This is a genomic window from Amycolatopsis solani (assembly GCF_033441515.1).
Lineage (GTDB): Bacteria > Actinomycetota > Actinomycetes > Mycobacteriales > Pseudonocardiaceae > Amycolatopsis > Amycolatopsis solani.
On record NZ_JAWQJT010000002.1, the window covers coordinates 1999989 to 2025788 of the forward strand.

Consider the following 25800-nt stretch of genomic DNA (forward strand, 5'->3'; position numbering starts at 1 on the left):
TTAGAGTCGCGTGCGTGAGCCCGATTCCCGTGGTCCTCGTCGCCGGGTTCCTCGGCGCGGGCAAGACGACGCTGCTCAACCACCTGCTCGCCAACCGCGAGGGCGCCCGGGTCGGCGTCGTGGTCAACGACTTCGGCCGCGTGAACGTCGACGCGCTCGCGGTCGCCGGCCAGGTCGACACGATGGTTTCGCTCGGCAACGGCTGCCTGTGCTGCGCGGTCGACGCGAGCGGCCTCGACGCGATGCTCGGCCGGCTCTCCTCGGCCGAAGCGGGCATCGACGTCATCGTCGTCGAGGCCAGCGGCATCGCCGAGCCCCGCGACCTCATCCGGCTGATGATCGCCAGCGAGAACCCGGACATCCGCTACGGCGGCCTGGCCGAAGTCGTGGACGCGGCCGAGTTCGAAGCCGCCCGCGAGCGCCACCCCGAGATGGCCGACCACCTGCGCCTGGCCGACCTGGTGGTGCTGAACAAGGCCGACCGGGTGCCCGCCGAAGCGCTCGCCAAGCTCACCGCGGTCGTCGAGGAGCTGGCGCCGGGCCGCCCGCTGCTGGTCACCGAGCACGGCCGGGTCGACCCGCGCCTGTTCTTCGACCCCGAACCCCGCGGCGAGCGCGTGGGCCAGCTGTCGTTCGACGACCTGCGTGAGGACGAGCACGACCACTCCCGGCACTTGCACGCGAGCTACCAGACGGTCACGTTCACCGCCGAGACGCCGCTGGCGCCCCGCGCGTTCGTGGACTTCCTCGAGCGCCGCCCGGCCGGGCTCTACCGCATGAAGGGCCAGGCCGACTTCGGCATCGACTCACGCTTCCGGCTGCACACGGTCGGCGGCTTCGTGCAGCTGGCGCGTTCGCCGTGGCCCTCGCGGGAGCCGCACCGGACCGAGCTGGTGCTGATCGGCGCCGGCCTCGACACCGGCGCCGTCCTGGCCGAGCTGCGCGGTTGCGTGGCCCCCGACCCGTTGGTGGTCGACGAACGCGGCCTGCTGCACATCCTGCGTTACCTCCCCGATCAGGCCTGACACGCCGACGACCGGCAAATGCGCTCCCGGCGCGCCCGGGGCGGCGGACACTGTCGCCCATGACGACCACCGCGGTGAGCGCACCCCGCTGGTACCGGGTCGGCGTGCTGCCCGAAGACGTCCCCCTGGCCCACCTGATGACCCGCTCCGGCGACCTCCGCTACCGCCGCTCGGCCTGCGGCGAGCGGGAATCCCGCAGCTGGAAACCGGTCGACTTGACGACGGCCGAGGTCACGCCGTGCCCCGGCTGTGTCGCGACGCTGTCCGGCGCCCCCGCCGGCGAGGACCGCGGGCAGCTGTCGCTGGACCTCGAGGTCTAGCCGAGCGCCTTCTCGTAGCAGACCGACTCGGGGTCGCCCTCGTACGGCGGGAAGTTCGGCACCCGCCGGTATCCCGCGCGCTCGTACAGGCGCATGGCCGACGGCTGGCGCACGCCTGTCTCCAGGCGAAGGCGGAGCGCGCCTTGGCCGAGGGCCAGGCGCTCGGACTCGGCCACCAGTGCGCCCGGGACGCCGGTGCCGCGGACGTCCGGGGCGACGAACATGCGTTTCAGCTCGGACAGGCCCGGCTCGACCGGTTCGACCGCGCAGCAGCCGATCGCGCGGGGGCCGTCGCGGGCCAGCAGGAAGCGGCTGGCCGGGTCCAGGGGGCGGGGCCGGGCGTCCGGGGGCAGGTCGTGGACCACGATCAGCTCGGCCGTCATCGCCGTCATGAGGGCGAGCAGCAATCCGTCGTCGGCCGGGCACTCCGCGACGGTGGCCACCTTCACGCCTTCTTCGCCCGGCTCGGCGCCACCCGCGGCGGCTCGTTGGGCATCTTCGGGTAGACCGGCGGCCACGGGGCGTCCATCAGCCCGTTCGCCAGGTCCGCTTCGGACATCGCCAGCAGCGGCTCGATCGACTGCGGCCGCTCCCCCGCGCCGGCCCACGGGTCACCCCGCCCGGCCACCCGCGCGGGCACGGTGCTCAGCGTGAGCGTGTCGGGCTCCACGGTGTCCAGTTCGTCCCAGCCGATCGGCGTCGACACCTGGCCGCCGACCCGCGGCCGCACGCACCAGGTGCCGAACACGGTCTTGTGCGGCGCGTTCTGGTTGAAGTCGACGAACACGCGCGAGCCGCGTTCCTCCTTCCACCACTGCGCGGTGATCTTCTCCGGGTGACGGCGTTCCAGCGCCCGCGCCAGCGCGACCGCCGCGGCCCGCACCTGGAAGCCGTCCCAGCGCGGCTCGAGCAGCACGTACAGGTGCAGGCCCCGCGAACCGGACGTCTTCAGGTGGCCTTCGATGCCGTGCTCCGCCAGGAATTCCCGCGTCAGCACGGCAGCTTCGCGCAGTTCGTCGAAGCCGATGCCGGGCGAGGGGTCGAGGTCGACGCGCAGCTCGTCGGTGACCTCCGGCGTGTCCGCGCGGTACGGCCACACGTGGAACCCGAGGCAGCCGAGGTTCACCGCCCACAGGATGTGCGCGAGGTCCTTCGCCACCAGCGCGTCGCTCGTCGTGCCGTTCGGCGTCGAGACGACGGTGGTGCTCAGCCACGGCGGCGCGCCTTTGGGCACGCGTTTCTGGAACCAGTTCTTGCCGCCCGCGCCGTCCGGGTAGCGCTCCAGCAGCAGCGGTCGCCCGCCGAGCCGGGCCAGCAGCGGCCCCGAGATCGCCCGGTAGTACTCGACGAGGTCGAGCTTCGTCTCGCCGCGTTCCGGGAAGTACACCTTGTCCGGGCTGCTGATCTTGACCTCGACACCGTCGACGTCGAGCAGCACCGCTTCGCTCATCGCGCCTCCCCGAACAGCTCGGCGAGCTCGGCGGGCGGCGCCTCGTCGAGCTGGGCGTAGGTGCAGGACTCCGGGGTGCGGTCGGGCCGGAACCGGACCAGCCGCCCGCCGTGACGGAACCGGCCGCCCTGCAGGTGCTCGTAGCGGACCTCCGCCACCCATTCGGGCCGCAGCGGCTCCCAGGACAGGTCCTTCTGCGGTGCCCAGCGGCTGTTCGCGCCCGGTTGCCTGCCGGGCTCGGGTTCGTACTCGGCCCAGGACCGCCACGGGTGGTTCTCGAGCGCGTTCTCGCGCAGCGGCGCCAGCTCCTCGACCAGCTCGGCCCGCCGCACCTTCGTGAAGCTGCTCGCCACGCCGACGTGGTGCAGCACGCCTTCGCCGTCGAACAGCCCCAGCAGCAGCGAACCGACGCCGGCGCCGTCCTTGTGCCAGCGGAACCCGGTGACGACGCAGTCGGCCGTGCGCTCGTGCTTGACCTTGAGCATCACCCGCTTGTCCTGCTCGTACGGCAGGTCGGCGGGCTTGGCCATGACGCCGTCGAAGCCCGCGCCCTCGAACCGGGTGAACCAGTCCTCGGCCTGCGCGGGGTCGTCGCTGAGCGGGGTCAGGTGGACGCGCTGCAGCCCTTCGGCGTCGGTGCGCAGGATGCTTTCCAGCCGCTCGCGCCGCACGCGGAACGGCTCGCCGGTGAGGTCGGTGTCGCCGAGGGCGAGCAGGTCGAAGGCGACGAAGCTGGCCGGCGTCTCCTCGGCGAGCTTGCGCACGCGCGAAGCCGCCGGGTGCAGCCGCAGCTGCAGCGCCTCGAAGTCGAGCCCCTGCGGTGTGACCAGCACGATCTCGCCGTCCACCACGCACCGCGGCGGCAGCGCGGCGGCCAGCAGCTCGGCCAGCTCCGGGAAGTAGCGGGTCAGCGGGCGGTCGTTGCGCGAACCGAGCTCGATCTCGTCGCCGTCGCGGAACACGACGCAGCGGAAGCCGTCCCACTTGGGCTCGTAGAGCAGCCCCGGGTCACGAGGCACCTCGTGCACGGCTTTCGCGAGCATCGGCCGCACCGGCGGCATCACGGGCAAGTCCACCGCGCGAGCTTAAAACACGGGTACGACATTCCAGGGCGTGATACACACTGACTCGTGACCACCGAACGCCCAGAACCGCCCCTGACCGGGGGCGAGCGCGAAATGCTGCGCACGTTCCTCGACTTCCACCGCGCCACCCTCGCGATGAAGTGCGACGGACTGTCCGACGAGGACCTCCGCCGCGCCGCCAGCCCGCCGTCCACGCTCTCGCTGCTCGGCCTCGTCCGGCACATGGCCGAAGTGGAGCGCACCTGGTTCCGGCGGGTGATCAACGCCGAGGACGTCCCGCTGCGGTGGTCGGCCGAAGGCGATTTCCAGGCCGCCTACGACGCGAGTTCGTCGACGCGCGCGGAAGCGTTCGAGGCGTGGCAGGCCGAAGTGGAGCAGTCCCGCAAGATCGAAGAAGCGGCCGAGTCCCTCGACGTCACCGGGCACCAGGCCCGCTGGGGCGAGGACGTTTCGCTGCGGCTGGTGATGCTGCACATGATCCACGAGTACGCCCGCCACAACGGCCACGCGGACTTCATCCGGGAATCGATCGACGGCGTCACGGGGGCCTAGTGGACGTGCTCGCGTGGCTGCTCGACGCGGACCCGGCGTTGCGCTGGCAGGTCGAGCGGGACCTCGCGGGCGCACCACCGGCGGTCTGGGAGGCGACGCGGGCGCGAGTCGCGTCGGAAGGGTTCGGCGCACGGCTGCTGGCGGCGCAGGACCCGGACGGCCGCTGGGCGGGCGGCGCGTTCTTCCCGGCCGGCTTCCGCGGCGACGAGCCCCAGCCGTGGACGGCGACGACGTGGTCGTTGAACGCCCTGCGCGACTGGGGTCTCGACGCGGGAGTCCTGAGCGGCACGGCCGGGCTGCTGGCCGCGAACTGCCGCTGGGAGTACGACGACCTGCCGTACTGGGACGGCGAAGTCGACTGCTGCATCAACGCGTGGACCCTGGCCAACGGCGTGTGGCTCGGCGCGGACGTCGCCGGGATCGCCGAGTGGTTCACCACCCACCGCCTGCCGGACGGCGGCTGGAACTGCGAGTGGGTCGAGGGCTCGATGCGCTCGTCCGTCCACTCGACACTCAACGCCCTGAAAGGCTTGCTGGCGCACGAAAACGCGACGGGTGGAACCGAGGAGACCCGCGAGGCCCGCCGCGGCGGCGAGGAATACCTCCTGGAACGCGGGTTGTTCCGGCGGCGGTCGACGGGCGAGCCGCTCGGGCCGTGGGTAGGCGAGTTCGGCTACCCGATGCGCTGGCGCTACGACGTCCTCAACGCGGCTTCGTACTTCCGCGACGCGGACCGCCCGGACGAGCGCATGGCGGAGGCGATCGAGCTGATCCGCGCGGCCCGCCAGGCGGACGGAACGTGGCTGCAGCAGCGGACGGACGCCGGCCGGGTGTGGTTCGAAGTGGACGCTCCGGCCGGGGAGCCGTCGAAGTGGCTGACGTTCTTCGCGACCCGGGTCCTGAACTGGTGGGACGCCCGTTAGAGCTCCGCCAGCACCAGCCCGCTGCGCGGCTTCGGCGTGAAGTACGTGGCCTTCCGGGGCATCCGCCGCCCCGCCGCGTGGACCGCCAGGACGTCCGCGCGGCTCACCGGGGCCAGCAGGACCACCGCGTCGGCGTCCGGGGGTACCGGGCGGCCGTCGGGGAGCGGGTGCATGCACGGGCCGTCGGGGTCGATCCCCAGCGCGTCCGCGAAGAGGACGCGCTCGACGATCTCGTGGTCGATCACCGGTCCCGGGCCGGCGAAGCCCGTCCGCGGGAGCGGGACCCGCAGCACCGCCCCGCCCGCGTGCACCACCGCCTCGCCGGTGACCGGTACCGCGTGCTCGTCGTAGCGGACGTCCAGGCCCGCCGCGGACCAGCGGGACACCAGGTCCTCCGGGCCGAGGCCGATGCCGGTGAGCACGCGGTGGATCGCGCCGATGCGCAGGGCGGGGCCCGCGGTGACCAGGGCGAGCAGCCCGCCGTGGCCGGCCGCCGCGGCCGCGGCCACGCGGTGGTTGCCGTCGGCGACCAGGAGGTCGGCGGCGGTGACCGCGGCGAGCAGGCGGCGCTGCAGCGGCCCGGCGGGCACCACCCACAGGTCGTGGCGCCGCCCGCCCGCGTCCGCCGTCGACAGGTCGGGCAGGCCGAGCGCGCCGCACGCGCGGGCCACCTCCTCGGTCAGCGCGTCGCCGCCGGTGGCCGGGACGAGCAGCGCCGCGCTGGTCGCGCAGCCGAGCCCGGCGAGCACGGCGGCCCGCTCGGCCACGACGTCGGGGTAGACGTCCTCGGTGTGCCGGACCCGCGCGGTGCCGTCGTCCGTCACCGCGGCCGGGTCGACCAGGCAGAGCAGGCCCAGCGCGACGCCGTCCGGGCCTTCGATCCGGTACGGCGCGACGACCTCGCGCACCGGCCGGTACGACCGCTTGCGGAGCCGCTCGAGCACCGCGCGGGCGACCGGGACGGCGGCGGCCAGGTCGAGACCCCGCGCCAGCGCCGCGGGCGTGCGCGCGGGGTGCTGCACGGCCAGCAGGCTGTCCCCCGCCCCGGCCGCCGCGAGCGCGGCGACCACCCGGTCGGGTTCGGCGAACTCGTCGACGTCGGGCCCGGGGACCGCGTCGCGGACCACCCAGCCCCGCCCGATCGGCCGGATCCAGTCACTCATCCCTCCCATCTTGCGCGAAGAGCGCGAAGACGGAAATTCACTGGGGTGCGGTGCGTCCTGGTGGAATGCTTAGGGCTGCAAAGCAGTTGACTCCGGTCATGACCACCCCGAGGAGCAGCCCGCCGATGACGACACCCGCCGCCACCAGCGTGAAGGGGGTCGGCTTCCGGTCGGAACGCGGCCCGGTGCTGGTCGCCGTCATGCTCAGCACCGCGCTGGTCGCGCTGGACAGCACGATCATCGCGACCGCGGTGCCCTCGGTGGTCCGCGACCTCGGCGGGTTTTCGCAGTTCCCGTGGCTGTTCTCGATCTACCTGCTCACCCAGGCCGTCACGGTGCCGCTCTACGGCAAGTTCGCCGACGTCCTCGGCCGCCGCCCGGTGATGTTCTTCGGGATCGCGGCGTTCCTCGTCGGCTCGGTGCTGTGCGGGGCCGCGTGGAGCATGCCGGTGCTGATCGCCGCCCGCGCGGTGCAGGGCATCGGGGCGGGCGCGATCCAGCCGATGTCGATGACGATCATCGGCGACCTCTACACGGTGGAGGAACGCGCCAGGGTGCAGGGCTACGTCGCCAGCGTCTGGGGCATCGCGTCGGTGGTCGGCCCGACGCTCGGCGGCGTGTTCGCCGAGTACCTGGACTGGCGGTGGATCTTCTTCGTCAACCTGCCGCTCGGCGCGATCGCCGCGCTGATGCTGCACCGCAACTTCGCCGAGCGCGTCGAGCGCAAGCCGCACCGGGTCGACTACACCGGCGCGGCGCTGCTCACCGTCGGCTGCTCGCTGGTGATCCTGGGCCTGCTCGAAGGCGGCGTCGCGTGGGCGTGGGGGTCGCTGCCGAGCGTGGCGATCTTCGTCGTGGGCGCGGCCCTGCTGGTGTCGTTCGTGCTGGTCGAAAAGCGCGCGGCCGAGCCGGTGCTGCCGCTGTGGGTCTTCACCCGGCGGATCCTGGTGGGCGGCAACCTGGTCGCGGTCGTGGTCGGCGCGGTCCTGATGGGCCTGACGTCGTACCTCCCGACGTACGCGCAGGGCGTGCTGGGCGCGGGCGCGCTGGTGGCCGGGTTCGCGGTGGCGGCGCTCACCGTCGGCTGGCCCATCTCCGCGGCCCTGGCCGGCAAGATCTACCTCCGCATCGGCTTCCGCGACACGGCGCTGATCGGCAGCGTGTTCATCATCGCGGGCGGCGTGCTGGTGGCCACGCTCGGCGCGACGTCGTCGATCTGGGCGGCGGCGGTCGCGGCGTTCGTCCTCGGCCTCGGCCTCGGCCTGGCGGCGAGCCCGACGCTGGTGGCGATCCAGTCGGTGGTGGGCTGGGACCGCCGCGGCGTGGTGACGGCGACGAACCTGTTCAGCCGGTCACTGGGCAGCGCGGTCGGCGCGGCGGTGTTCGGCGCGATCGCCAACGCGACGCTGGCTTCGCGGTTCGAGAACCCGCCGGCCGAGGTGGCGGGCAAGCTGCCGCCGTCGGTGGACGCGACGAGCCTGGTGCTGGGCGGGCACGACGACTCCCCCGTGGCGACGTTCGTCCGAGGCGCGCTGAACGACGCGACGCACTACGTGTTCCTCGGCCTGCTGGCGGTGGCGGTGCTGTCGGTGGTGGCGCTGCTGCTGATGCCGCGCAAGACCGAGCAGCTCGAGTTCTAGGCGCGCCCGAGCAGCTCGAGGATCCCCTCGATCGCCTGCTCGAACGGCTCGGTGCGGTCCGCGGCCCTGGCGAGCACGTAGCCACCCTGCAGCGTCGCGACGATCGCCGCCGCGGTGGTCGCCGGGTCGAGGCCGCCGTCGTCCTCCGCCACGACTTCGGCGAGCCGAGTGCGCAGCCAGGCGAAGGTCTCTTCGACCGGCTCACGGAGGACGGGGGCGGCCATCACGTCCGGGTCCTGCGTCAGGCGGCCGACCGGGCAGCCCCGCAGGACGTCGCGCTCGCGGCGGAGGTAGGCCGCGATCCGCTCGAGCGGCGTGCCCGGCCCGGACAGCTGCGCTTCGGCGGCCGCGCGCATCTCCCCGGCGGTGCGGTCGATGGCCGCGCGCGCCAGCTCCTCCTTGCCGGAGAAGTGGTGGTACATGCTGCCCTGGCCGGCGTCGGCGAGCCGCTGGATGGTCTTCGGGCTGGTCCCGACGTACCCGCGCTCCCACAGCAGCGTGCGCGTGCTCTCGATGAGGCGTTCCCTCGTGTCCACGAGACCAGCGTACCTACCAGTAGGTACATCAGTTCTGCAGCGGCATGAGCTCCGCCCGGAAGTTCGCCAGGAACTCCTCGAAGTCGCCGTGGCCGGGCCGGATGACGAACTTCGACAACCCGGCCTCGATGTGCTGCTCCACCAGCCGGCGCGCCTCGGGCCAGCTCGTCGCCACCAGGTCGGTGACCGGCACACCGGGCTGCCGCTTCGCCGCCGCGGCGGCGAGCTCGTCCGGCAGCCCCTTGTCGGCCACGGCCAGGCTGAGGCCGAAGTGGTCGGCCTCGATCTCGCGCCCGGCCTCGGCCGCGGCTTCCTGGATCGCGATGCGGGCGTCGCGCGCCTGGGACGGCGTGTGGAAGCTGCCGAGCCAGCCGTCGGCGAGCCGGCCCGCGCGGCGCAGGGCCGCCGGCGCCGCTCCCCCGAGCCAGACGTCCAGCCGCTTGGCCGGGCGCGGCCCGAGGTGGACGCCCTCGACGCGGAAGAACTCGCCGTCGAAGGAGACGTCGTCCTCTTCGAGCAGCCGCCGCAGCAGGGTCAGCGACTCGTCGAACACCGCGGCCCGGCGCCCGGCGGGCACCGGGAAGAGGTCCTGCTCGGCGGCGCGGGCCGGGCGCAGCCCGAACACCGGCAGCACCCGCTTGGGCGCCAGGCCGGCCAGCGTGAGCAGCTGCTTCGCGACGAGCACCGGGTGCCGGCCGGGCAGGATCGCCACGCCGGTGCCGACCTTGAGCTTCTCGGTGGTCGCCAGCGCGTGCGTCATGCCGATCACGGGGTCGACTTCGGGCGAGTAGACGAGTTCCGACAGCCAGAGCGAGTCGATGCCCTCGGCTTCCAGCCGCCGCGCCAGCCCGGCGAACTCGCCGGGCCCCGTTCCCGCCGCCGGCGCGACGCCCAGCCTGATCTTCAGCACGGTTCCTCCCGGAGAGCTCTCCAAGGGCAACGCCCCGGGCGGCCGGGAATTCCTCAGGCCGTCGCCGCCATGACCCGGGTCAGCGCCGCGTGCAGTGCCTCCAGCTCCGGCAGGTCCATCCCGAGCGCCTCGACGACCCGGTACGGGATCTTTTCGGCCTCCGCCCGCAGCGCGCGCCCCTTCTCCGTCAGCTCGACGGTCAGCTGCCGCTCGTCCTCCCGGCTCCGCGCGCGCGTCACGTACCCCAGCGCCTCCAGGCGCTTCAGCAGCGGCGAGAGCGTCGCGGGTTCGTGGCGCAGTGACGCGCCCAGGTCCTTCACCGAACGCGGCGAGCGCTCCCACAGCGCGAGCAGCACCAGGTACTGCGGATGGGTCAGGCCGTGCGGCTCGAGCAGCGGCCGGTAGATCGCGATCACGCTGCGCGAAGCCACCGACAGCGCGAAACACACTTGCCGGTCCAGCTTCAGCGGGTCCTCGCCCAGGTCGATCATGTGCCAATCCTACGGTGTCGCGGGTCGCACTAATGATTAGTGCACTAAGCATTAGTGTACTATGGAACTCATGGAACGACCGAGTGTGCTCCGCTGGTTCGGCTACGCCGTGGGCGTGCGCCTCCCCTCGCGGTTCAACGACTGGGCTCTGCACGACGCGACGTCGAAGCACTGGCGGGCGCGGTACGTGCTGCAGCGGTCGGTCGGCATCCTGCCGCTGTGCGCGGTGTGGCTGCTGCTGCCCGGCTCGATCTGGCTGCGGCTCTCGCTGGTCCTCATGGCCGGGCTCGTCGCGTACTTCTACTCGTGCGCGTACATGGAGGAGAGCGTCGAACACCGGCTCGGCCGGCAGGGCTTCCCGCACAACACCGGGCGCCGCATCCGCGCCGAAGCCGCCGAGGCGAAGAACGCCGAAGCGACCGCCCGCTACCTCGCGCGCTACCGGCGGCCCTCGGAGGGTTAGTTAGAGTCAGCGGACGATGAGACGCAAGCTCCGCCCGCCGATCCCGCCGCGCCACGGGCTGGACCCCGCCCGGCTCAAGCTCCCCGCCGAGGGCGAGTGGCCGACCCTGCTGGCGCACCTCGTCGACCGGCTGCCCCGCGTGGCACCGGCCCGCATCGAGGAAATGCTGCGGGAAGAACGCATCCACGGCCTCGACGGCCCGCTCGGCGTGGACACGCCGTTCGAGCCCGGCTCGTTCATCTGGTTCCACCGCGACCTGCCGGACGAGGTGCCCGTGCCGTTCGAGATCGACGTCGTCTACCGCGACGAGCACCTGCTGGTCGTCGACAAGCCCCACTTCCTGGCGACCATCCCGCGCGGACAGCACATCCTGGAGACGGCGCTCGTGCGGCTGCGGCGCGACCTGGACCTCCCGCACCTGTCCCCCGCGCACCGGCTCGACCGGGTCACCGCCGGCCTGGTGATGTTCGTGATCACGCCGGAACTGCGCGGGAAGTACCAGACGCTGTTCCGCGACCGCCGGGTCCACAAGGAGTACGAGGCCATCGCCCCGTACGACCCGGCCCTGGACCTGCCGCGGACCGTCCGGAGCCGGATCGTCAAGGAGCGTGGGGTACTCGCCGCCCGCGAAGAGCCGGGCGAGCCGAACGCCGAGACGCACGTCGAACTGGCCGAGCACCGCGACGGGCTGGGCCGCTACCGGCTCCGGCCCTCGACCGGCCGGACGCACCAGCTGCGCGTGCACCTCAGCGGCCTCGGCGTCCCCATCCTCGGCGACGACTTCTACCCGCAACTGCGGGAAAAGCCGCTCGGCGACTTCACGAAACCGTTGCAGCTGCTGGCGAAGGTGCTCGCCTTCGACGACCCGGTCACCGGGACGCCCCGGCGGTTCACCAGCGGGCGACGGTTGTCCGCCTGGGACGACGCCGCCGCGTGGGCGGCGCCCCCGGCCTGACCCGGGAGCGCCGCCGGCGCGTCACTTGCGCCAGAACTTCACACCGCTCCACTGCACGGTGACCGGCCCCGCGCCGCTGGACGTGCGGTAGCTGCCGAACTTGTCGTAGTAGCTGCCGCCCGGGCTGGAGATCGTCTGCTTCAGCGAGCCGTTGAGGTACACCTTGTGCGAGCTGCCGACCTGGTTGACGGTGTTGACCCGCACCGACGTGCCGACCGTCGCGCCGCTGCCCAGCGTCGCCCCGCCCTCCACGGCGTACACCCGGCCACCTTTCTCGACGGCCAGCATGAAGTACGGCCCCGCGCTCGAGCCGTCTCGAAACGTCTGCTTGAGACTGATCCGGGAGCCGGTCATGCTGGTGATCTTGAACGAGCCTTCGAACTGGTGGGTGCCACCGGTGTAGGTGGTGTAGCGGCGTTCCGCGCGCTGGTCGCCGCTGCCGGTCGAGCAAGTCAGCTGGAAGGTGAGCCCGGAGATCCGGCCGCACCCCCGCTCCTGCTCGGAGTAGCCCGGCGAGTCCGGGGTCCACGGACCCGTCCCGACCTGGGCGTCCGCCGTGGGCGCGAGGATCGCGAGTCCTGCCGCGACCGCCACGAGCACGCCCGCACCGTGAATTCTGCGCACCGTCGACCTCCTGGATCATCCGAGGCGGCGGTGCTGTGACTGTACGAGCTCGCGCCGTCACGGACAAGAGTTTCCCGGGTGGTGTCGAATCCGGCCGTCCTCGTTCGACAGACTCGTGAAGGCAGTCACCAGCACTCCGAGGAGCACCCATGCGCACCCTGATCTCCACGTCGTTCGTCTCGCTCGACGGCGTCGTCGAAGCCCCCGGCGGCGAGTCCGGCTACCGCAACACGGGCTGGACGTTCAAGGACGTCGAGTTCGAGCCGGCCGCCTACGAGATCAAGGGCACCGAACAGGAGGAGGCCACCGCGCTCCTGCTGGGCCGCGTCAGCTACGAGGCGTTCGCGCCGGTCTGGCCGGGGATGACCGTGGAGTTCGCCGGCTACAACGCGATGCCGAAGTACGTCGTGTCGACCACGCTCCAGGACGCGGACCTGGTGGACAACTGGGGCGAGACCACGATCCTGCGCTCGCTGGACGACGTCGCCGCGCTCAAGGAGACCGAGGGCGGCCCCATCATCGTCAACGGCAGCGCCACCCTGAACCGTTCGCTGGCCGACGCCGGCCTGATCGACCGGCTCCACCTGCTGGTGTTCCCGGTGCTGCTCGGGGCGGGCAAGCGGCTGTTCAGCGAGACCGACAAGGACAAGCAGAACCTGAAGCTGATCGACAGCGCTTCGTACGGCAACGGTGTTCAGAAGCTGGTCTACGAGTTCGTCCGCTGAGCGGACACGGGTCCGGCCGAGGTTTCACGTAGAACATCTGTTCGAACGTGGTGTACGGTCGGACCCATGACGACCCCGGCACTGCAGGCATCGCTGTTCGGCGAATCCGGCCCCGTCACGCTGAACGCGCTCGCGCCGCGGCGGACCGAACTCGGCTCCGGCGCGTGGATCGACGTTCAGCCCGGCTGGCTCGACGGCGCCGACGAGGTGTTCACCGACCTCGTCACCGGCGTCCCGTGGCAGGCCGAGCGGCGGCGGATGTACGACCGGCTCGTCGACGTTCCCCGCCTGCTGTGCTTCTACCGCGAAGCGGCGCCGCTCCCCCACCCGGTGCTGGCCGAAGCCCGCGCCGCGCTGAGCGAGCACTACGCGGGCGAACTCCGCGAGCCGTTCCGCACCGCGGGCCTGTGCTACTACCGCGACGGCCGCGACAGCGTCGCCTGGCACGGCGACACGATCGGCCGCGGCAGCACGGAAGACACGATGGTGGCGATCATCTCGGTGGGCGCGGCCCGCCAGCTGGCCCTGCGCCCCCGCGGCGGCGGCGAGTCCCACCGCTACGCCCTCGGCCACGGCGACCTCATCGTGATGGGCGGCTCGTGCCAGCGCACGTGGGAACACGCGATCCCGAAGACGAGCCGCGCGGTCGGCCCGCGGATCAGCATCCAGTTCCGGCCGCGCGGGGTGCGCTGAGTCAGTCGACCAGGACCGGCAGTTCGTCCAGTCCGTACACAATGGACACCTTGCGGAACGAGAGGTCGTTCTCCGGCACGGCGAGCCGCAGGTTCGGGAACCGCTTGATCAGGGCCGGGTACGCCGTGCGCAGCTCCATGCGGGCCAGCTCCGCGCCGATGCAGCGGTGGATGCCGTAGCTGAACGCCAGGTGGGACGTCGGTTCGCGGGTGGCGTCGAAGTCCTCCATCCCCGCGCCCAGCTTCGGGTCGCGGTCCGCGGCCGACAGCGACACCAGCACGATGTCGCCTTCGGCGATGTGGACGCCGGCGATCTCCATGTCCTGCTTGGCGAAGCGCGGGAACGCCATCTGCACCACGGTCAGGTAGCGCAGCAGCTCCTCGACGAAGCGGTGCACGGACTCGTCGTCGCCGCGGACGGCTTCGAGGGCCTTCTCGTCGCGCAGCAGCACCAGCGCGCCGAGCGCCAGCATGCTCGCCGTCGTTTCGAGGCCGCCGGTGAGGACGCCGTCGGCGAGGCCGGCCAGCTCGCGGTCGTCGATCTCGTCGCCGTGTTCCTTGATCAGCATGCCGAGCAGGCCGTCGCCGGGCTGCTCGCGCTGCTTCTTCACGATGTCGAGCAGGTAGGTCAGCGACTCCGACATCGCGCCGAGCGACGCCCCCGCGCCGCCGAAGAGGTCGAAGCGGGCGGTGCTCAGCCGCTGGAACTCCGCGCGGTCCTCATAGGACACGCCGAGCAGTTCGCAGATGGTCAGCGACGGGATCGGCAGCGCGAACGCCTGCCACAGGTCGACCGGGCCGTCGGCCTTGGCCATCGCGTCGAGCTGCTCGGCGACGATCTCGTCGATCCGCGGGGCCAGCCTGCCGAGCCGCCGCATGGTGAACTCGGGCGTGAGCAGCTTCCGCAGCCGCGTGTGGACCGGCGGGTCCGCGAAGCCGAGCCCGCCCGGGTTCTGGTCCGCGGTCACCCCGGCGTTGCCGACGAGGTTGCCGAAGTCGCTGGAGAAGCCGGTGGCCTTGCCGAGGACGGCTTTCGCCTCGTCGTAACCCGTGACCAACCAGGCGTTCATCCCGAAGGGCAGGTCGAGCTTGCCGATCGGCGCCTCGGCCCGGCGCGCGGCCATGTCGGCGACCGGGTCGAGCCCGTCGCGCTTCAGCGGCAGCAGCGCCGACTCGGGCAGGAGCGACGACATCTTTTCGAGGTCGAAGCCCTTTTTCGACTGCCGGGCGAGGTACCGGCGGCCGACCCAGCCCAGTACCCGTGAGCGGAGACTCCCCATGCACCCGACAGTACCGCACTAGCCCGATCGGGTGAGCGACGGCGAGACCGGGCTCACCCCCGCGGCGGCACCTCCGTGTTCGCGGTGATCAGCCCGTGCTCGCTCGCGGCGTAGTGGAAGTACGGGCGGCCGAGGTCGTCCGAGCCGGCGAACGACGTCCGCGAGCGCCCGTCGGCTTCGGTGTTGACGCCGTTCGTGCGGGCCAGCACGCCGGAGGAGCTCAGCCACTCCCGCGACGCGCGCACCGGCCGCCAGCTCCGGCCGTCGCCGGTGAGGTCGCCGAGCACCTTCGTCATCTCGGCCGCGCCGGAGATCCGCAGGTTCTGGTCGTCGGTGACGTTCGCGGTGGCGTCGGTGGTGAGCGGGTAGGACCACGTGTGCCGGGCGGCGGACCGCACCTGTCCGTCCACTGTGGACACCGACGTCTGCTGTCCGGAGTCGGCCTGCACGACGTGCTGGGTGAAGCCGCCGCCAGTGACGTCGTCGCTGTTGCGGTAGTCGCGGGTGCGTTCGACGCGGGTGTACACGCGGCCGGCGGAGGTGTCGACGTAGCCCGCGGTCACGTCGTGGCGTTTCGCGGTCACGGTGACGTTGACGCCGCCGTCGATGTCCCGCACCGCCGTCTTCCGGTCCGGCGCCGCGGCGACGTCGTGCTGGGTCAGCGCGCCGGAAGTGCGGGCCGCGTTTTTGTCGGTGTAGAGCAGTAGCGTCGGGACGACGGTGAACTCGCCGCCGATGTCCGGGAAGGAGAAGGAGAAGTCGTGCGCACCCCCGTCCACGAGCCGGCCCGCGAACGGCGTCACGTCGTAGGTTTCGGCGTGCAGGCTGAAGGTGTCGATCGCCACGATCGGCCGCCACAGCTGCGGCACGATCCCGCCGGAGTAGATGTGCGGGAAGGTGAACGCGCTGCCGGCGGCCGTCCCGTCGATCGCGAAGTTCGCTTCGCGGTAGGGCCCCTTGCCGCACAGCCCGGCGGCCGGGTACTTCGCCGAGACCTCGTCGGGGACGTCGTCGAACCACTGCTCGTCGCAGGCGTGGCCTTCGAGGGTCACCTCGAGGTAGGCCCGGGTGATGTTGCGCGGCAGGTCTTTCGCGCTGAAGTGCACGGTGGGCGCGGCGGGCGTCGCGTCGGCGTGCCCGAACCCGGCGACGTGGTCGGCCGTCTGCGGCGCGGGGTGCTTCCGGTCGGCCTGGTAGTAGGTGAGCGTCACGGTCTGGGCGTAGACCCCGGTGTAGACCGGCGAGTTGTAGTTCTCGATGCCCCCGCGGAACGGCTGCGGCGTGCGCAACAACGCGGCGTAGGGCGTGAGGTCCTTGTCGAAGTGGTAGGTGATCGCACGCCGGCCCTCACCACTGGGCTCCTCGGTCGTCCCCCACCACACCTCGGTCCCGCCGATCCGCAGATCGCCGATCCGGTCGTACTGCCGCCCGCTCACGGTGACGGTCTGATCCATGACCACCTTCGCCCACGGCCCCGGACAGGCCTTGGGCGGCGCAAGCGTGCCTTCGTAGAACCGCGGCGTGCCATCGGCGGCGTTGGAGCGGAAGGCATCGGCGAGGGTGACGCTGCAGTGCGCGGTATCGGGCCGCGTCACCGCGGGCGCGGCGGTCACCGGATCATCGGTATCCCCTTCCACGACGGGCGAGGCCGAGGCGACACCCCCGGCGAGCACCCACGCCAGCACCAGCGACAGGACGATCGTGAAGATCCGCACCCGGACTCCTCCCAGTGGCAGGCACACCCGCCCGGCGAGCCTAGCCGCGCGATCATCCGACTATCGGCGGTAATCGACGTCTGAAACGTTTCAGATCGTGGTAGGCTCACGCCTTCTCAGCGAGGGGGTCCGGTGGTCGGCATCAAGGACGTCGCCAAGCGCGCCGGCGTCTCGATCGGCACGGTGTCCAATGTGGTCAACCGGCCGCACGTGGTCGCCACGGCCACGCGGAACCGGGTGCTGTCGGTGATCGAGGAGCTCGGGTACGTCCGGGACGAATCGGCGCGGCAGCTGCGGGCCGGGCGCAGCCGGATCATGGGGCTGCTCGTGCTCGACCTCGGGAACCCGTTCTTCGTCGACGTCGCCCGCGGGGCCGAGCAGGCCGCGCACGCCGAGGGCCTCAACATCATCACCTGCAACAGCGGCCAGCGCTCCGACCTCGAGGCGTCGTACCTGGCGATGTTCGCCGAGCAGCGGGTGCGCGGGGTGCTGCTGAGCCCGGTCGCGACGTCCGGGGAAGCCCTGCGCGCGTTCCGGCGCAGCGGCACGCCGTACGTCTTCGTGGACCGCAAGGCGCCCGCGTCGGAGGCCAGTTCGGTGGCGGTGGACGACATCGCGGGCGGCGCGCTCGCGGCCCGGCACCTGCTGGAGACCGGGCACCACCGGATCGCGTTCGTCAACGGCCCGGCGATCCTCGCCCAGTGCCGCGACCGCGAACAGGGCGTCCGCACGGCCCTCGCCGGTTCGACGGCGGAGCTGACCGTGCTGGAGGCCATCGGCCTGGACGTCGCCTCGGGCCGCGACGCGGGCGCGCGCCTGCTGGGCACGAGCCCCCGCCCGACGGCAGTCTTCTGCGCCAACGACCTGCTCGCCCTCGGCCTGCTGCAGGCGATGGTCGGCGCGGGTGTCCGCGTCCCGGAGGAGATGGCGATCGTCGGCTACGACGACATCGAGTTCGCCGGCGCGGCAGCGGTCCCGCTGACGTCGGTCCGCCAACCGGCCCGCCGCCTCGGCCGCACCGCGGCGGAACTGCTGCTGGCGGAGACGGCGGACACGACGGTGGAGCGCCAGGCGGTGGTCTTCACCCCGGAACTGGTCGTCCGCGAATCGACCCGCGTCCGCCGCTAGCGTTACGTCCGGCGGTCGCTGCTCGTCCAGACGAAAGCGCGCGGCCCGGGCAGCCACCCACGACATCGCGGTGACCACCCCGGCCGCGCTCGGGCTCACTTCGTGGACGCGATGAAGTACACGACGATGCCGATCAACGCGAGCACTTCGGAGAGCACGAACGTCGAATACCCGATCGTCTGCAGTTTCCCCCGGGCTTCCGGCTGCCGGGCGGTACCGTTGATGACGGCCGCGAAAATGAGGCCGACGCCGATTCCCGGGCCGATCGCGCCCAGTCCGTATCCGATGGCGGCCAGGCCGGGGTTGAGGTTGGTTGTCTGGGCCAGAACGAGGTCAGTCATGGCATTCCCCTTCACATCGAAAGACAGAAGAAATCGAAGGTGCGGGAATTCAAGAACCGAACGGTCCGGACACCACAAGGATAGCAGAAAACAGAATGGACGTCTTGATCAAGCCATGACCGCGTCGTAGGCCGCCATGACGAGGCCGAAACCGCGGGCGTACCCGTCCTCCCAGCGAACCTGGTTCATCACGTACGCGACCGCCATGCGCAGATCCGCGTCCACGAACACCACCGAACCGCCCCAGCCGCCCCACGAACAAGTGCGGCCTTCCACGCGGTAGCCGAGACCGTAGCGGATCGGGGCGCCGAGCACGCGGTCCACGCCCTGGTACTGCTCCTCGAAGACGCGTTCGCTGCCGGACGCCGAAAGCAGCCGGACGCCGCCGGCCACTCCCCCGCACGCCAGTGCCGACTGCAGGGTGGCGACGGAACGGGCGTTGCCGTAACCGTTGACCGCGGGCAGTTCCGCGCGCCGCCAAGCGGCAGGCCGGGAATCCGACACCCCGATCAGGAAACCCGGCGGTTTGTCGCCGAGGGGATCGGGGAGCAACGGCGCGACCCGGTCGTCGTGTTCGGCGCCCAGCCCGATGTGGAAGTCGGCGCCCACCGGACCGGCGATCTCCTCGGCGAAGAAGGTGCCGAGGCTGCGCCCGGTGACGCGGCGGACGACCTCGCCGATCAGGAACCCGAAGGTGACGGAGTGGTACCCGGCCGCGCTTCCCGGCTCCCACCGCGGAGCTTGCGCGGCCAGCCGGGCGGTCACGGCGGACCAGTCGTAGAGGTCTTCGACGGCGATCGGCCCCTCGAAGTCCGGCAGGCCCGCGGTGTGCCCGAGCAGGTGCCGCACGAGCACGGAACCCTTGCCGGCGGCGGCGAATTCGGGCCAGTACGCCGCGACCGGCGCGTCCAGGTCGAGTTCGCCGCGGTCGGCCAGCACCAGCGCGCACAGCGCCGTCATCGTCTTGGTGGTGGACCAGACGGTGGTGATGGTGTCGCGCTCCCACGGCGTGGTGCGCGCCGCGTCGAGGTGCCCGCCCCACAGGTCGACGACCGGCTCACCGTCCACGACGACGGCGACCGAGGCGCCCACGTCACCGTCGTCCAGCGAGGCGGCCAGCGCCTCACCGACCTTCTCGAAACCCCGGTCACAACTGCCCTGGATGTCTGCCACGGCGAGCAAGGTAGCCCGGCCGGGCCGGACCGCACGACTCATTTTCCGCGCGCCACCCGGCGAAAGATCACCGGAAATCCGAAAACGGGAAAACCGCAACCGCGCCGAAAGATCTGCTCGACCTTCCGGTCCAGCGCAATTCCACCGGTGGCACCACCGGGAATTGCGCTTACCCGTTCGGCCGAAAGCCGAAACACCGGAAGCGGGGTAACGTCGACCGCCGTTCCACCACTGAGGGGAAGGTCGAATCGTGCCGTACACCCGTTTCCGCTACATCGCCTACGAAGTACCGACCGCCACCCGGCGCCTCGACGTGCCCGGGCCGACGCTGGCCGGATTGCCGCCCGGCAAGCTGTGTGATCCGGTGCCGGACATCGCCGTGCCGAAGACGCTCGAAAGCACCGACTGGTTCATCCGGCTGCGAAGGCTGGCCGCGGTGGTCAACATCGCGCACGCGAACCTGGGCAATGACAGCGCCGACACGCTGAAGGTGTTCGTGGCGCCGGAGTTCTACCTCCGGCCCGCCGATCCCGGCACGGACCACACGTACCCGCAAGAGCAGTTTTCATCGCTCTGGAACGCGCTGGAGCAGATGTTCCGGACCGCACGGTTCAAGCACTGGCTGATCGTGCCGGGTTCGGTGCTGTGGCATTCGAAGATGATGGGCGAGAACAACCCGATCTACTACAACAGCGTGCTGTACCTGCGCGGCGGCGTCGACGGCGGCGAGGCCGGGCGCATCGAAAAGCAGCTGGCCTCGTCCATGGACGGGATTCCGACCCGGTTCGCGGTCGGGAACGTCACCGAACCCCTGCTGAAAAAGGCCTACACGGAAGCGGCTTTCGTGCGGACGCGCCTGTTCGAAATCGACGCGAACGCGACCTTCGGCCTCGAGATCTGCCTCGACCACCGCCTGAAGGTCCTCAAGCAGACCCTGGCCGACCGGCAGGGCGACGCCAACGACACGTGGAAGCGCGGCGGCCCCGCCCTGCACGTGCTGACCGCGGGCGGCATGCCGCTCAACGCGGAATCGGTCGCCGCCCGCCCCGGTGGCTACGTCCTGCGCAACGACGGCTACGCCGACCCGCCGGCTTCGGAGCTGCGCAAGGTGACCGGGTACCAGCTGCCGTCGAGCGTGCCGGGGCAGCCCTGGGAGGACAAGGCGGTCGCCACCCTCGAAGCCGATCCCGGCACCGCCGTCGAGGTCACCCTCCGCGGCGAGGCCGTGCTCGTGCCGCCCATCGCGGGCCCGGGCAAGTACGACATGCCGGTCCAGCGACTGCGGATCTACCCGCCGCTGCCCCTGCCCTGAGCGACGCCCGGCCTCCGGTCACCGGAGGCCGGGCCGTCTTCAGCCGAAGTGGACGCGGCCCAGCAGGTCGTCCACCAGCTCCGGCAGCGGGCGTTCGTCCGCGCTTTCCAGCCACAGCACGGCCCCGGTCCGCAACGCGGCGAGGAACGTCGCCGCCATCAGCCGGGCCGTCCCCTCGTCCAGCTCGGGACCCCGCGCCACCAGCACGGCCGCCAGGTCGCGCTCCAGGGTGATCTGGTCGCCCGCCTGCCGGGCCAGCAGCGACGGGTGCCGCCGCAGCAGGCGCAGCTGCGCGACCCACTCGCGGTCGGGCGTGCCCCCCGCGCGGTTCAGCTCACGGCTCGCCGCGCGCAACGCCGGCCAGGGCCCCTCGCCGGCCGGCCTGCCCTCGACCAGCGACACCAGCTCCCGGGTGCGCTCGCGGTCGGCGTGCAGGACCGCGTCCTCCTTGTTCGCGAAGTAGTTGGAGAACGTCCGGCGCGAGACGCCCACGGCGTCGGCGATGTCCTCGACCGTCACGCCGTCGAGCCCGCGCTCCATCGCCAGGCGCAGCGCGGCCTCGTGCAGCGACTGCCGCGTCGCCGCCTTCTTGCGGTCGCGCAGCGAGCCGGGGATGTCCATGCGGGCAGCCTAGCGACGGGATTAAGTTGCTCATTGTGCAAGTTTGCCCAATGAGCAATACTTGCCCGGATCGTGCGAAGGGATGCCATGAAGTCCGAAACCACCGACCCGTCCGGGGCGATGCGGCACCGCGAGGTGCTCGAATCGCTGTCCGGCCTGCTGCTGGCCCTGTTCGTGGCCATGATCAGCTCGACCGTCGTGTCGACGTCGCTGCCGCTGATCATCGGCTCGCTGAACGGCACCCAGGCGCAGTACACCTGGGTCGTCACGGCCACGCTGCTGGCGGCGACGGCCACCACCCCGATCTGGGGCAAGCTCGCCGACCTGTTCAACAAGAAGACGCTGGTCCAGGTCGCGATCGTGATCTTCGTGGCCGGCTCCACGATCAGCGGGTTCAGCCAGGACCCCGGGCAGCTGATCGCGGCGCGCGCGTTCCAGGGCATCGGCGTCGGCGGCCTGCAGGCGCTGGTCCAGGTGGTGATCGCGGCGATCATCCCGCCGCGCGAGCGCGGCCGGTACAACGGCTACCTCGGCGCCGTGATGGCGGTCGCCACGGTCGGCGGGCCGCTGCTGGGCGGCCTGATCGTGGACGTGCCGTGGCTGGGGTGGCGCTGGTGCTTCTTCGTCGGCGTCCCGATCGCGGTGCTCGCGTTCGCCGTGCTGCAGCGGACCCTGAAGCTGGAAACCGTGCGCCGCGACGACGTGAAGGTCGACTACCTCGGCGCCGGGCTGATCGCGGCCGGCGTCAGCGTGCTGCTGATCTGGGTCTCGTTCGTCGGCAACTCCTTCGACTGGCTCTCCTGGCAAACCGGCGTCATGGTCGCGGGCGGGCTCGTGCTGCTCGCGCTCGCCGTGCTGGTGGAGACGAAGGTGCGCGAACCCGTCGTGCCGCTGGAGATCGTCGTCCAGCGCACCCCTGCGCTGGCGATCATCGCGAGCCTCGCGGTCGGCATGGCGATGTTCGGCGGTGCGGTGTTCCTCGGCCAGTACTTCCAGATCGGCCGCGGCTACACGCCCACCCAAGCGGGCCTGCTGACCATGCCGCTGATGGCGGGCGTGCTCGTGTCCTCGACCGTCTCCGGACGGCTGATCAGCCGCACCGGCAAGATCAAGCCGTACATCGTGGCCGGCACGATCGTCCTGGTCCTCGGCTTCCTCGGGCTCGGCACGGTCGACCACGCCACCCCGCTGTGGATCGTCGGGATCGCGATGGCCGTGGTCGGCGCCGGCGTGGGCATGACCATGCAGAACCTCGTGCTGGCCGTGCAGAACGACGTCCCGCTGCGCGACCTCGGCGCGGCGAGCGCATCGGTGACGTTCTTCCGGTCCCTCGGCGGCACCATCGGCGTCTCGGTGCTCGGCGCCGTCCTCGCCAACCGCGTCTCCGCCGACCTGGCCGCCGCCCTGCACGTGCCGGCGGGCCAGGCGTCGACGGGCGGAGTCAGCGCGCTGAACCTCAAGGCGCTGCCACCGCAGGTCCAGACGGTCGTGCACACGGTGTACGGCGACGCGACCGCGCACATCTTCCTCATCTCGGCGGCCGTCGCGGTCGTCGGCGTGCTGGCGGCGCTGCTGCTGAAGCCGATCACCCTCCGTACGACGATCGACCTGGCGGAGCCGGCGGAACCGGCCGCGGCGGAACCGGCCAAGCGGTAAGGAAGACGACGATGAGCGGCGACGGGGCCGGCGCGTTCCAGTCCACGGTGGAGCACTTCGGCCCGCGCCGGGACCCGGCGGCGCGGGCCATCCTGGCCGGGGTGGACGGCTCCGACACGGCCATGCGGGCGGCGGCCTTCGCCTTCGGCATGGCCCGCCGCCAGGCCGGCAGGCTGATCGTCGCCTTCGTCGGCTGCCCCGCCCCGCTGCTGCCGCTGCGGCCGGCCGTCGCGGCCCTGATCGAGCACGAAACGATCACCCACCTGGCCGCGGAACTGCGCGGCCAGATGCGCGAAGCGGCGGACGAGCTGGGAGTACCGGTCACGTTCGTGACGGCGTTCGGCGACCCGTACGCGACGCTGCGCGACACCGCGGACCGGTGCCAGGCCGACACGGTGGTGGTCGGCGCCTCCCAGAAGGCGGGGCACCGGTTCGCGGGTTCGGTCGCGACGAAGCTCATCCGGGCGGGGCACTGGCCGGTCCTCGTAGTCCCCTGAGGACGGTTTGCCGACCCCACCCGCGCGGGTACTCCACCGGGAAGGCCAAAGACGGAGAACAGGAGTGCCGGCGAGAGGACCGTGATGCCGCACGACGACCCGCAGGTCAGCCTGCACACCGCCGAGTCGGCGCTCGTCCTGCGCTTGCGGGGCGAGTTCGCCGGCGCCGCGGGCGAGCGGTTCGCCCAAGAGCTCGCCGACGACACCGCGACGCTGCCGCCACCCCGGTTCCTCATCCTGGACCTGCGCGAAGTGTCCGCATTGTCGGCCGCCGGGGCGAGGCTGCTCGGGCTGTTCGCCGAACACCACCTCGAGCAGGGCGTCCACGCGGCCGCGGTGCTCGGCGGGAACCAGCCGGTGGGCCGGGTCGTGCGCGCCGTGATCCCCGGCGCGCTCTTGCCGATCCACGCGACGGTCGACGCCGCGCTCGCCACCCGGCCGGCGTCGGCCCGGCCCGGCGACGGGCTCGGGGAGCAGCTCGCCGCACTGACCCGCGTGCTGCTCGACGCCGCCACCGTCGAGCAGGCGCTGCGGCAGGTCGCGTCGGCCGCCGTCGTGGTCATCCCGCACTCCGAGCTGGTCAGCGTCACCGTGCGGGACCAGGCGGGCCGGTACTCCACCCCGTTCCAGACCGGTGCCGTCGCCGCCGAACTGGACCGCGCCCAGTACGAGGCCGGCCGCGGCCCCTGCGTCGACGCGGCGCGGCCCGACGGCCCGGGCTACACGCTCGCCCAGGACCTCTCCGGCACCACGCCGTGGCCGCAGTTCGCCGCCGCGGCCACCCGCCACGGGTTCGGCTCGGTGCTGTCCACCGCCCTGCAGCCGGCCGGCGAGCCGGCGGCGATCCGCGGCGCGCTGAACGTCTACAGCCACCGCGACGGCATCACCGAGGACGACCGCCACCGCGCGCTCCTGCTGGCCACGCACGGCTCGCTCGCGCTGGCCCGCAGCCAGGCGGCCGAAGTCGCCGAGCTCCGCGACGCCCACCTGCACCGCGCGATCGAATCCCGCGACGTCATCGGCCAGGCCAAGGGCATCCTGATGGCCCGCCAAGGCCTCACCGCCGAGCGGGCCTTCGAAGTGCTGCGCCGGACGTCCCAGGACCTCAACGTCAAGCTCGCCGACATCGCCACCACCCTGGTCGACCGGCACAGGAGGGTCCCGCCGCGGTGAGCCGGGCGACCCTCCACATCGGACGGTAGGCTCGGCCGCGACCTGCCGACGCGAGCCGTGGAGCCCGATGTTCATCCCCGCACTGCTGGTGCTCTCGGCCGCGTACCTGCTCCGCTCGCTCCTGGCGGCGCGGCTGGACCGCTGGAACATCGCGGCCCCGGTGCTCATGGTGGGGTGCGGGGCCGCGGCCGCCCTGACCGTGGCGCCGGACGCGCTGGTCGAGGTCTTCAACACCGAGATCGCCCAGCACGTCGCCGAGCTCATCCTCGCGATGCTGCTGTTCGTCGACGCCACCGAGGTCCGCGGCGGACGGCTGTGGGGCCGCTCCCCCGGCCTGGTCGCGCGCGTCCTGCTCATCGCCATGCCGCTGAGCATCGCGCTGGCGGTGCTGCTCGGGGCCGTGTTGCTGCCGGACCTGTCGTGGCCGCTGCTCCTGCTGATCGCGTGCATCGTGATCCCGAGCGACTTCGCCGCGGCCGAGCGCGTGGTCCGCGACCGCGCCCTGCCGGCGCCGGTGCGCGGGGTGCTCAACATCGAAAGCGGCTACAACGACGGGCTGGTCTCGCCGGTGTTCCTGTTCGCGCTGATCCTGGCGCGGACCGACAACGAGCAGAACACCCCGGAAGACGCGCTGGCCACGGCGCTGCCGTTCGCCATCAAGGCGATCATCATGGGTGCCGCCGTCGGCGCGCTGATCGGGCTCCTGCTGTTCCTGGCCGCCCGGGCGGGCTGGACGTCCGCCCACGGCCGCCGCGTCGCCGTCCTGACGGCGCCCCTGCTGGCCTACGCGGCGACCGTCGCCGTCGGCGGCAACGGGTTCGTGGCCTCGTTCGTGTGCGGCATCGCGTTCCGGTACGTCTTCCGCGGCAGCGCCGCCTCCTACATCCGCAAGGTGCCGGAGCGAGCCCGCGACATCCTGACCAGCCCCACGGCCGAACTGCAGCTGCTGGAGGAGGTCACCGGCCTGCTGACCATGGGCATGTGGTTCGTGGTCGGCGCGATCAGCGTGCTCGTCGTCCGGTTCGGGCTGAGCTGGCAGGTCGTCGTGTTCTGCCTCGCCGCACTCACGGTCCTGCGCATCGGGCCGGTGCTGCTGTCCCTGCTCCGGACGGACCTGTCCGGCCGCGACCGGTTCCTCGTCGGCGCGCTCGGCCCCCGCGGGACGACGTCGATCGTCTTCGGCCTGCTCGCGCTCAACGGCCTCGCCACGGGCGACGAAGACGTCGTGCTGACGATCACCGTGGTCTGCGTCCTGGGCAGCGTGGTCCTGCACGGGATCGGGTCGGCGCCGCTCATCGCCCGCTTCGGGGCGGGGCGTCGCAGTTAAATCACTTGGGTCACGAGCCCCGC

The 25800-nt window shown here is 72.0% G+C and carries 28 protein-coding genes; 15 read left to right on the plus strand and 13 right to left on the minus strand.

Translation table 11 applies throughout. The features are described 5' to 3' along the window. Window positions 1-14 precede the first annotated feature (14 nt). Together SD460_RS29770 and SD460_RS29775 are read left to right on the plus strand one after the other, a co-directional pair. The gene (locus tag SD460_RS29770; protein WP_290057921.1) at window positions 15-1025 is read left to right on the plus strand and encodes a CobW family GTP-binding protein; all 1011 of its coding nucleotides are present in this window, start codon (window positions 15-17) and stop codon (window positions 1023-1025) included. Between the two features lie 59 nt (window positions 1026-1084). Further along, window positions 1085-1345 carry a hypothetical protein gene (locus tag SD460_RS29775; protein ID WP_290057920.1) on the plus strand — a complete coding sequence of 87 codons (261 nt, stop codon included), beginning with the start codon at window positions 1085-1087 and terminating at the stop codon, window positions 1343-1345. Here SD460_RS29775 and SD460_RS29780 read toward each other — a convergent pair. The 3 genes from SD460_RS29780 to SD460_RS29790 are packed head-to-tail and all read right to left on the minus strand — an operon-like array spanning window position 1342 to window position 3871. Further along, on the minus strand, window positions 1342-1788 hold the full coding sequence (locus tag SD460_RS29780) for a GNAT family N-acetyltransferase (protein ID WP_290057919.1): 447 nt from the start codon (window positions 1786-1788) through the stop codon (window positions 1342-1344). The two genes, SD460_RS29775 and SD460_RS29780, sit on opposite strands and share 4 nt — an antisense overlap. 2 nt (window positions 1789-1790) lie before the next feature. Then, entirely contained in the window at window positions 1791-2795 is a 1005-nt protein-coding gene (gene ligD, locus SD460_RS29785; protein ID WP_290057918.1) for a non-homologous end-joining DNA ligase, read from the minus strand. Then, window positions 2792-3871, minus strand: coding sequence for an ATP-dependent DNA ligase (locus tag SD460_RS29790; RefSeq protein WP_290057917.1), 1080 nt, complete (start codon window positions 3869-3871; stop codon window positions 2792-2794). Before SD460_RS29790 ends, ligD begins: the two co-directional genes overlap by 4 nt. 54 nt (window positions 3872-3925) lie before the next feature. On the opposite strand from SD460_RS29790, the gene SD460_RS29795 reads away from it, so the two are divergent. Together SD460_RS29795 and SD460_RS29800 are read left to right on the plus strand one after the other, a co-directional pair. Then, on the plus strand, window positions 3926-4432 hold the full coding sequence (locus tag SD460_RS29795) for a DinB family protein (RefSeq protein WP_290057916.1): 507 nt from the start codon (window positions 3926-3928) through the stop codon (window positions 4430-4432). Further along, the gene (locus tag SD460_RS29800) at window positions 4432-5355 is read left to right on the plus strand and encodes a squalene cyclase (RefSeq protein WP_318307042.1); all 924 of its coding nucleotides are present in this window, start codon (window positions 4432-4434) and stop codon (window positions 5353-5355) included. The genes SD460_RS29795 and SD460_RS29800 overlap by 1 nt, the downstream gene beginning before the upstream one ends. Here SD460_RS29800 and SD460_RS29805 read toward each other — a convergent pair. Continuing rightward, entirely contained in the window at window positions 5352-6518 is a 1167-nt protein-coding gene (locus SD460_RS29805; RefSeq protein WP_318307043.1) for a DUF1015 family protein, read from the minus strand. The two genes, SD460_RS29800 and SD460_RS29805, sit on opposite strands and share 4 nt — an antisense overlap. Before the next feature lie 125 nt (window positions 6519-6643). Between SD460_RS29805 and SD460_RS29810 the strand changes: the two genes are divergently transcribed. Continuing rightward, window positions 6644-8158 (plus strand): MDR family MFS transporter, encoded by a 1515-nt coding sequence (locus SD460_RS29810; RefSeq protein WP_318307219.1) that lies wholly within the window; start codon window positions 6644-6646, stop codon window positions 8156-8158. On the opposite strand, the gene SD460_RS29815 is transcribed toward SD460_RS29810, so the two are convergent. The 3 genes from SD460_RS29815 to SD460_RS29825 are packed head-to-tail and all read right to left on the minus strand — an operon-like array spanning window position 8155 to window position 10095. Then, window positions 8155-8694 carry a TetR/AcrR family transcriptional regulator gene (locus SD460_RS29815; protein WP_290059883.1) on the minus strand — a complete coding sequence of 180 codons (540 nt, stop codon included), beginning with the start codon at window positions 8692-8694 and terminating at the stop codon, window positions 8155-8157. The genes SD460_RS29810 and SD460_RS29815 overlap by 4 nt on opposite strands. A gap of 28 nt (window positions 8695-8722) precedes the next feature. Further along, window positions 8723-9604, minus strand: a complete 882-nt coding sequence (locus tag SD460_RS29820) for a TIGR03854 family LLM class F420-dependent oxidoreductase (RefSeq protein WP_290059884.1) — start codon at window positions 9602-9604, stop codon at window positions 8723-8725. A 53-nt stretch (window positions 9605-9657) separates the two neighbouring features. Further along, window positions 9658-10095 (minus strand): MarR family winged helix-turn-helix transcriptional regulator, encoded by a 438-nt coding sequence (locus SD460_RS29825; protein WP_290059885.1) that lies wholly within the window; start codon window positions 10093-10095, stop codon window positions 9658-9660. An 85-nt stretch (window positions 10096-10180) separates the two neighbouring features. On the opposite strand from SD460_RS29825, the gene SD460_RS29830 reads away from it, so the two are divergent. Beyond that, entirely contained in the window at window positions 10181-10558 is a 378-nt protein-coding gene (locus SD460_RS29830; protein ID WP_290059900.1) for a DUF5313 domain-containing protein, read from the plus strand. 16 nt (window positions 10559-10574) lie between these two features. Continuing rightward, window positions 10575-11513: an RluA family pseudouridine synthase gene (locus SD460_RS29835; RefSeq protein WP_290059886.1), complete on the plus strand. Its 939-nt coding sequence runs from the start codon at window positions 10575-10577 to the stop codon at window positions 11511-11513. Between the two features lie 21 nt (window positions 11514-11534). Here the strand turns inward: SD460_RS29835 and SD460_RS29840 are convergent, their stop codons facing one another. Further along, on the minus strand, window positions 11535-12113 hold the full coding sequence (locus SD460_RS29840; protein ID WP_290059901.1) for a hypothetical protein: 579 nt from the start codon (window positions 12111-12113) through the stop codon (window positions 11535-11537). Window positions 12114-12286: 173 nt separating this feature from the next. Here SD460_RS29840 and SD460_RS29845 point away from each other — a divergent pair, with 173 nt between their 5' ends. Together SD460_RS29845 and SD460_RS29850 are read left to right on the plus strand one after the other, a co-directional pair. Next, a complete protein-coding gene (locus SD460_RS29845; protein ID WP_290059887.1) occupies window positions 12287-12862 on the plus strand; it encodes a dihydrofolate reductase family protein in 576 nt (191 codons plus the stop codon). A 66-nt stretch (window positions 12863-12928) separates the two neighbouring features. Then, entirely contained in the window at window positions 12929-13555 is a 627-nt protein-coding gene (locus tag SD460_RS29850) for an alpha-ketoglutarate-dependent dioxygenase AlkB (RefSeq protein WP_290059888.1), read from the plus strand. 1 nt (window position 13556) lies between these two features. On the opposite strand, the gene SD460_RS29855 is transcribed toward SD460_RS29850, so the two are convergent. After that, on the minus strand, window positions 13557-14834 hold the full coding sequence (locus SD460_RS29855) for a cytochrome P450 (protein ID WP_290059889.1): 1278 nt from the start codon (window positions 14832-14834) through the stop codon (window positions 13557-13559). A gap of 53 nt (window positions 14835-14887) precedes the next feature. After that, on the minus strand, window positions 14888-16549 hold the full coding sequence (locus tag SD460_RS29860; RefSeq protein ID WP_290059890.1) for a peptide-N4-asparagine amidase: 1662 nt from the start codon (window positions 16547-16549) through the stop codon (window positions 14888-14890). Between the two features lie 132 nt (window positions 16550-16681). On the opposite strand from SD460_RS29860, the gene SD460_RS29865 reads away from it, so the two are divergent. Next, on the plus strand, window positions 16682-17677 hold the full coding sequence (locus SD460_RS29865) for a LacI family DNA-binding transcriptional regulator (RefSeq protein WP_290059891.1): 996 nt from the start codon (window positions 16682-16684) through the stop codon (window positions 17675-17677). A 95-nt stretch (window positions 17678-17772) separates the two neighbouring features. Here SD460_RS29865 and SD460_RS29870 read toward each other — a convergent pair whose 3' ends face one another. Then, window positions 17773-18018: an ATP synthase subunit C-like protein gene (locus tag SD460_RS29870; protein ID WP_290059892.1), complete on the minus strand. Its 246-nt coding sequence runs from the start codon at window positions 18016-18018 to the stop codon at window positions 17773-17775. Window positions 18019-18126: 108 nt separating this feature from the next. After that, a complete protein-coding gene (locus tag SD460_RS29875) occupies window positions 18127-19191 on the minus strand; it encodes a serine hydrolase domain-containing protein (protein WP_290059893.1) in 1065 nt (354 codons plus the stop codon). A 250-nt stretch (window positions 19192-19441) separates the two neighbouring features. Here SD460_RS29875 and SD460_RS29880 point away from each other — a divergent pair, with 250 nt between their 5' ends. Beyond that, a complete protein-coding gene (locus SD460_RS29880) occupies window positions 19442-20503 on the plus strand; it encodes a hypothetical protein (protein WP_290059894.1) in 1062 nt (353 codons plus the stop codon). A 39-nt stretch (window positions 20504-20542) separates the two neighbouring features. Here the strand turns inward: SD460_RS29880 and SD460_RS29885 are convergent, their stop codons facing one another. Next, a complete protein-coding gene (locus SD460_RS29885; RefSeq protein ID WP_290059896.1) occupies window positions 20543-21124 on the minus strand; it encodes a TetR/AcrR family transcriptional regulator in 582 nt (193 codons plus the stop codon). A gap of 87 nt (window positions 21125-21211) precedes the next feature. Between SD460_RS29885 and SD460_RS29890 the strand changes: the two genes are divergently transcribed. The 4 genes from SD460_RS29890 to SD460_RS29905 all read left to right on the plus strand — a co-directional run bounded on the left by SD460_RS29890 (window position 21212) and on the right by SD460_RS29905 (window position 25777). Next, complete coding sequence (locus SD460_RS29890; RefSeq protein ID WP_290059897.1) at window positions 21212-22780, plus strand: MDR family MFS transporter; 1569 nt, start codon at window positions 21212-21214, stop codon at window positions 22778-22780. 11 nt (window positions 22781-22791) lie between these two features. Then, window positions 22792-23277: a universal stress protein gene (locus SD460_RS29895; protein WP_318307044.1), complete on the plus strand. Its 486-nt coding sequence runs from the start codon at window positions 22792-22794 to the stop codon at window positions 23275-23277. Between the two features lie 84 nt (window positions 23278-23361). Then, window positions 23362-24450, plus strand: a complete 1089-nt coding sequence (locus SD460_RS29900; RefSeq protein ID WP_318307045.1) for an ANTAR domain-containing protein — start codon at window positions 23362-23364, stop codon at window positions 24448-24450. Between the two features lie 67 nt (window positions 24451-24517). Then, window positions 24518-25777: a cation:proton antiporter domain-containing protein gene (locus SD460_RS29905; protein ID WP_318307046.1), complete on the plus strand. Its 1260-nt coding sequence runs from the start codon at window positions 24518-24520 to the stop codon at window positions 25775-25777. The last annotated feature ends 23 nt before the right edge of the window (window positions 25778-25800 follow it).

What these genes read in the sequence shown, in the direction of transcription:
- SD460_RS29775 (WP_290057920.1), top strand. Translation starts at nt 1,085, where the DNA reads ATGACGACCACCGCGGTGAGCGCACCCCGCTGGTACCGGGTCGGCGTG.
- ligD (WP_290057918.1), bottom strand. Translation starts at nt 2,795, where the DNA reads ATGAGCGAAGCGGTGCTGCTCGACGTCGACGGTGTCGAGGTCAAGATC.
- SD460_RS29805 (WP_318307043.1), bottom strand. Translation starts at nt 6,518, where the DNA reads ATGAGTGACTGGATCCGGCCGATCGGGCGGGGCTGGGTGGTCCGCGAC.
- SD460_RS29810 (WP_318307219.1), top strand. Translation starts at nt 6,644, where the DNA reads ATGACGACACCCGCCGCCACCAGCGTGAAGGGGGTCGGCTTCCGGTCG.
- SD460_RS29825 (WP_290059885.1), bottom strand. Translation starts at nt 10,095, where the DNA reads ATGATCGACCTGGGCGAGGACCCGCTGAAGCTGGACCGGCAAGTGTGT.
- SD460_RS29835 (WP_290059886.1), top strand. Translation starts at nt 10,575, where the DNA reads ATGAGACGCAAGCTCCGCCCGCCGATCCCGCCGCGCCACGGGCTGGAC.
- SD460_RS29845 (WP_290059887.1), top strand. Translation starts at nt 12,287, where the DNA reads ATGCGCACCCTGATCTCCACGTCGTTCGTCTCGCTCGACGGCGTCGTC.
- SD460_RS29850 (WP_290059888.1), top strand. Translation starts at nt 12,929, where the DNA reads ATGACGACCCCGGCACTGCAGGCATCGCTGTTCGGCGAATCCGGCCCC.
- SD460_RS29855 (WP_290059889.1), bottom strand. Translation starts at nt 14,834, where the DNA reads ATGGGGAGTCTCCGCTCACGGGTACTGGGCTGGGTCGGCCGCCGGTAC.
- SD460_RS29870 (WP_290059892.1), bottom strand. Translation starts at nt 18,018, where the DNA reads ATGACTGACCTCGTTCTGGCCCAGACAACCAACCTCAACCCCGGCCTG.
- SD460_RS29885 (WP_290059896.1), bottom strand. Translation starts at nt 21,124, where the DNA reads ATGGACATCCCCGGCTCGCTGCGCGACCGCAAGAAGGCGGCGACGCGG.
- SD460_RS29890 (WP_290059897.1), top strand. Translation starts at nt 21,212, where the DNA reads ATGAAGTCCGAAACCACCGACCCGTCCGGGGCGATGCGGCACCGCGAG.
- SD460_RS29895 (WP_318307044.1), top strand. Translation starts at nt 22,792, where the DNA reads ATGAGCGGCGACGGGGCCGGCGCGTTCCAGTCCACGGTGGAGCACTTC.
- SD460_RS29900 (WP_318307045.1), top strand. Translation starts at nt 23,362, where the DNA reads ATGCCGCACGACGACCCGCAGGTCAGCCTGCACACCGCCGAGTCGGCG.
- SD460_RS29905 (WP_318307046.1), top strand. Translation starts at nt 24,518, where the DNA reads ATGTTCATCCCCGCACTGCTGGTGCTCTCGGCCGCGTACCTGCTCCGC.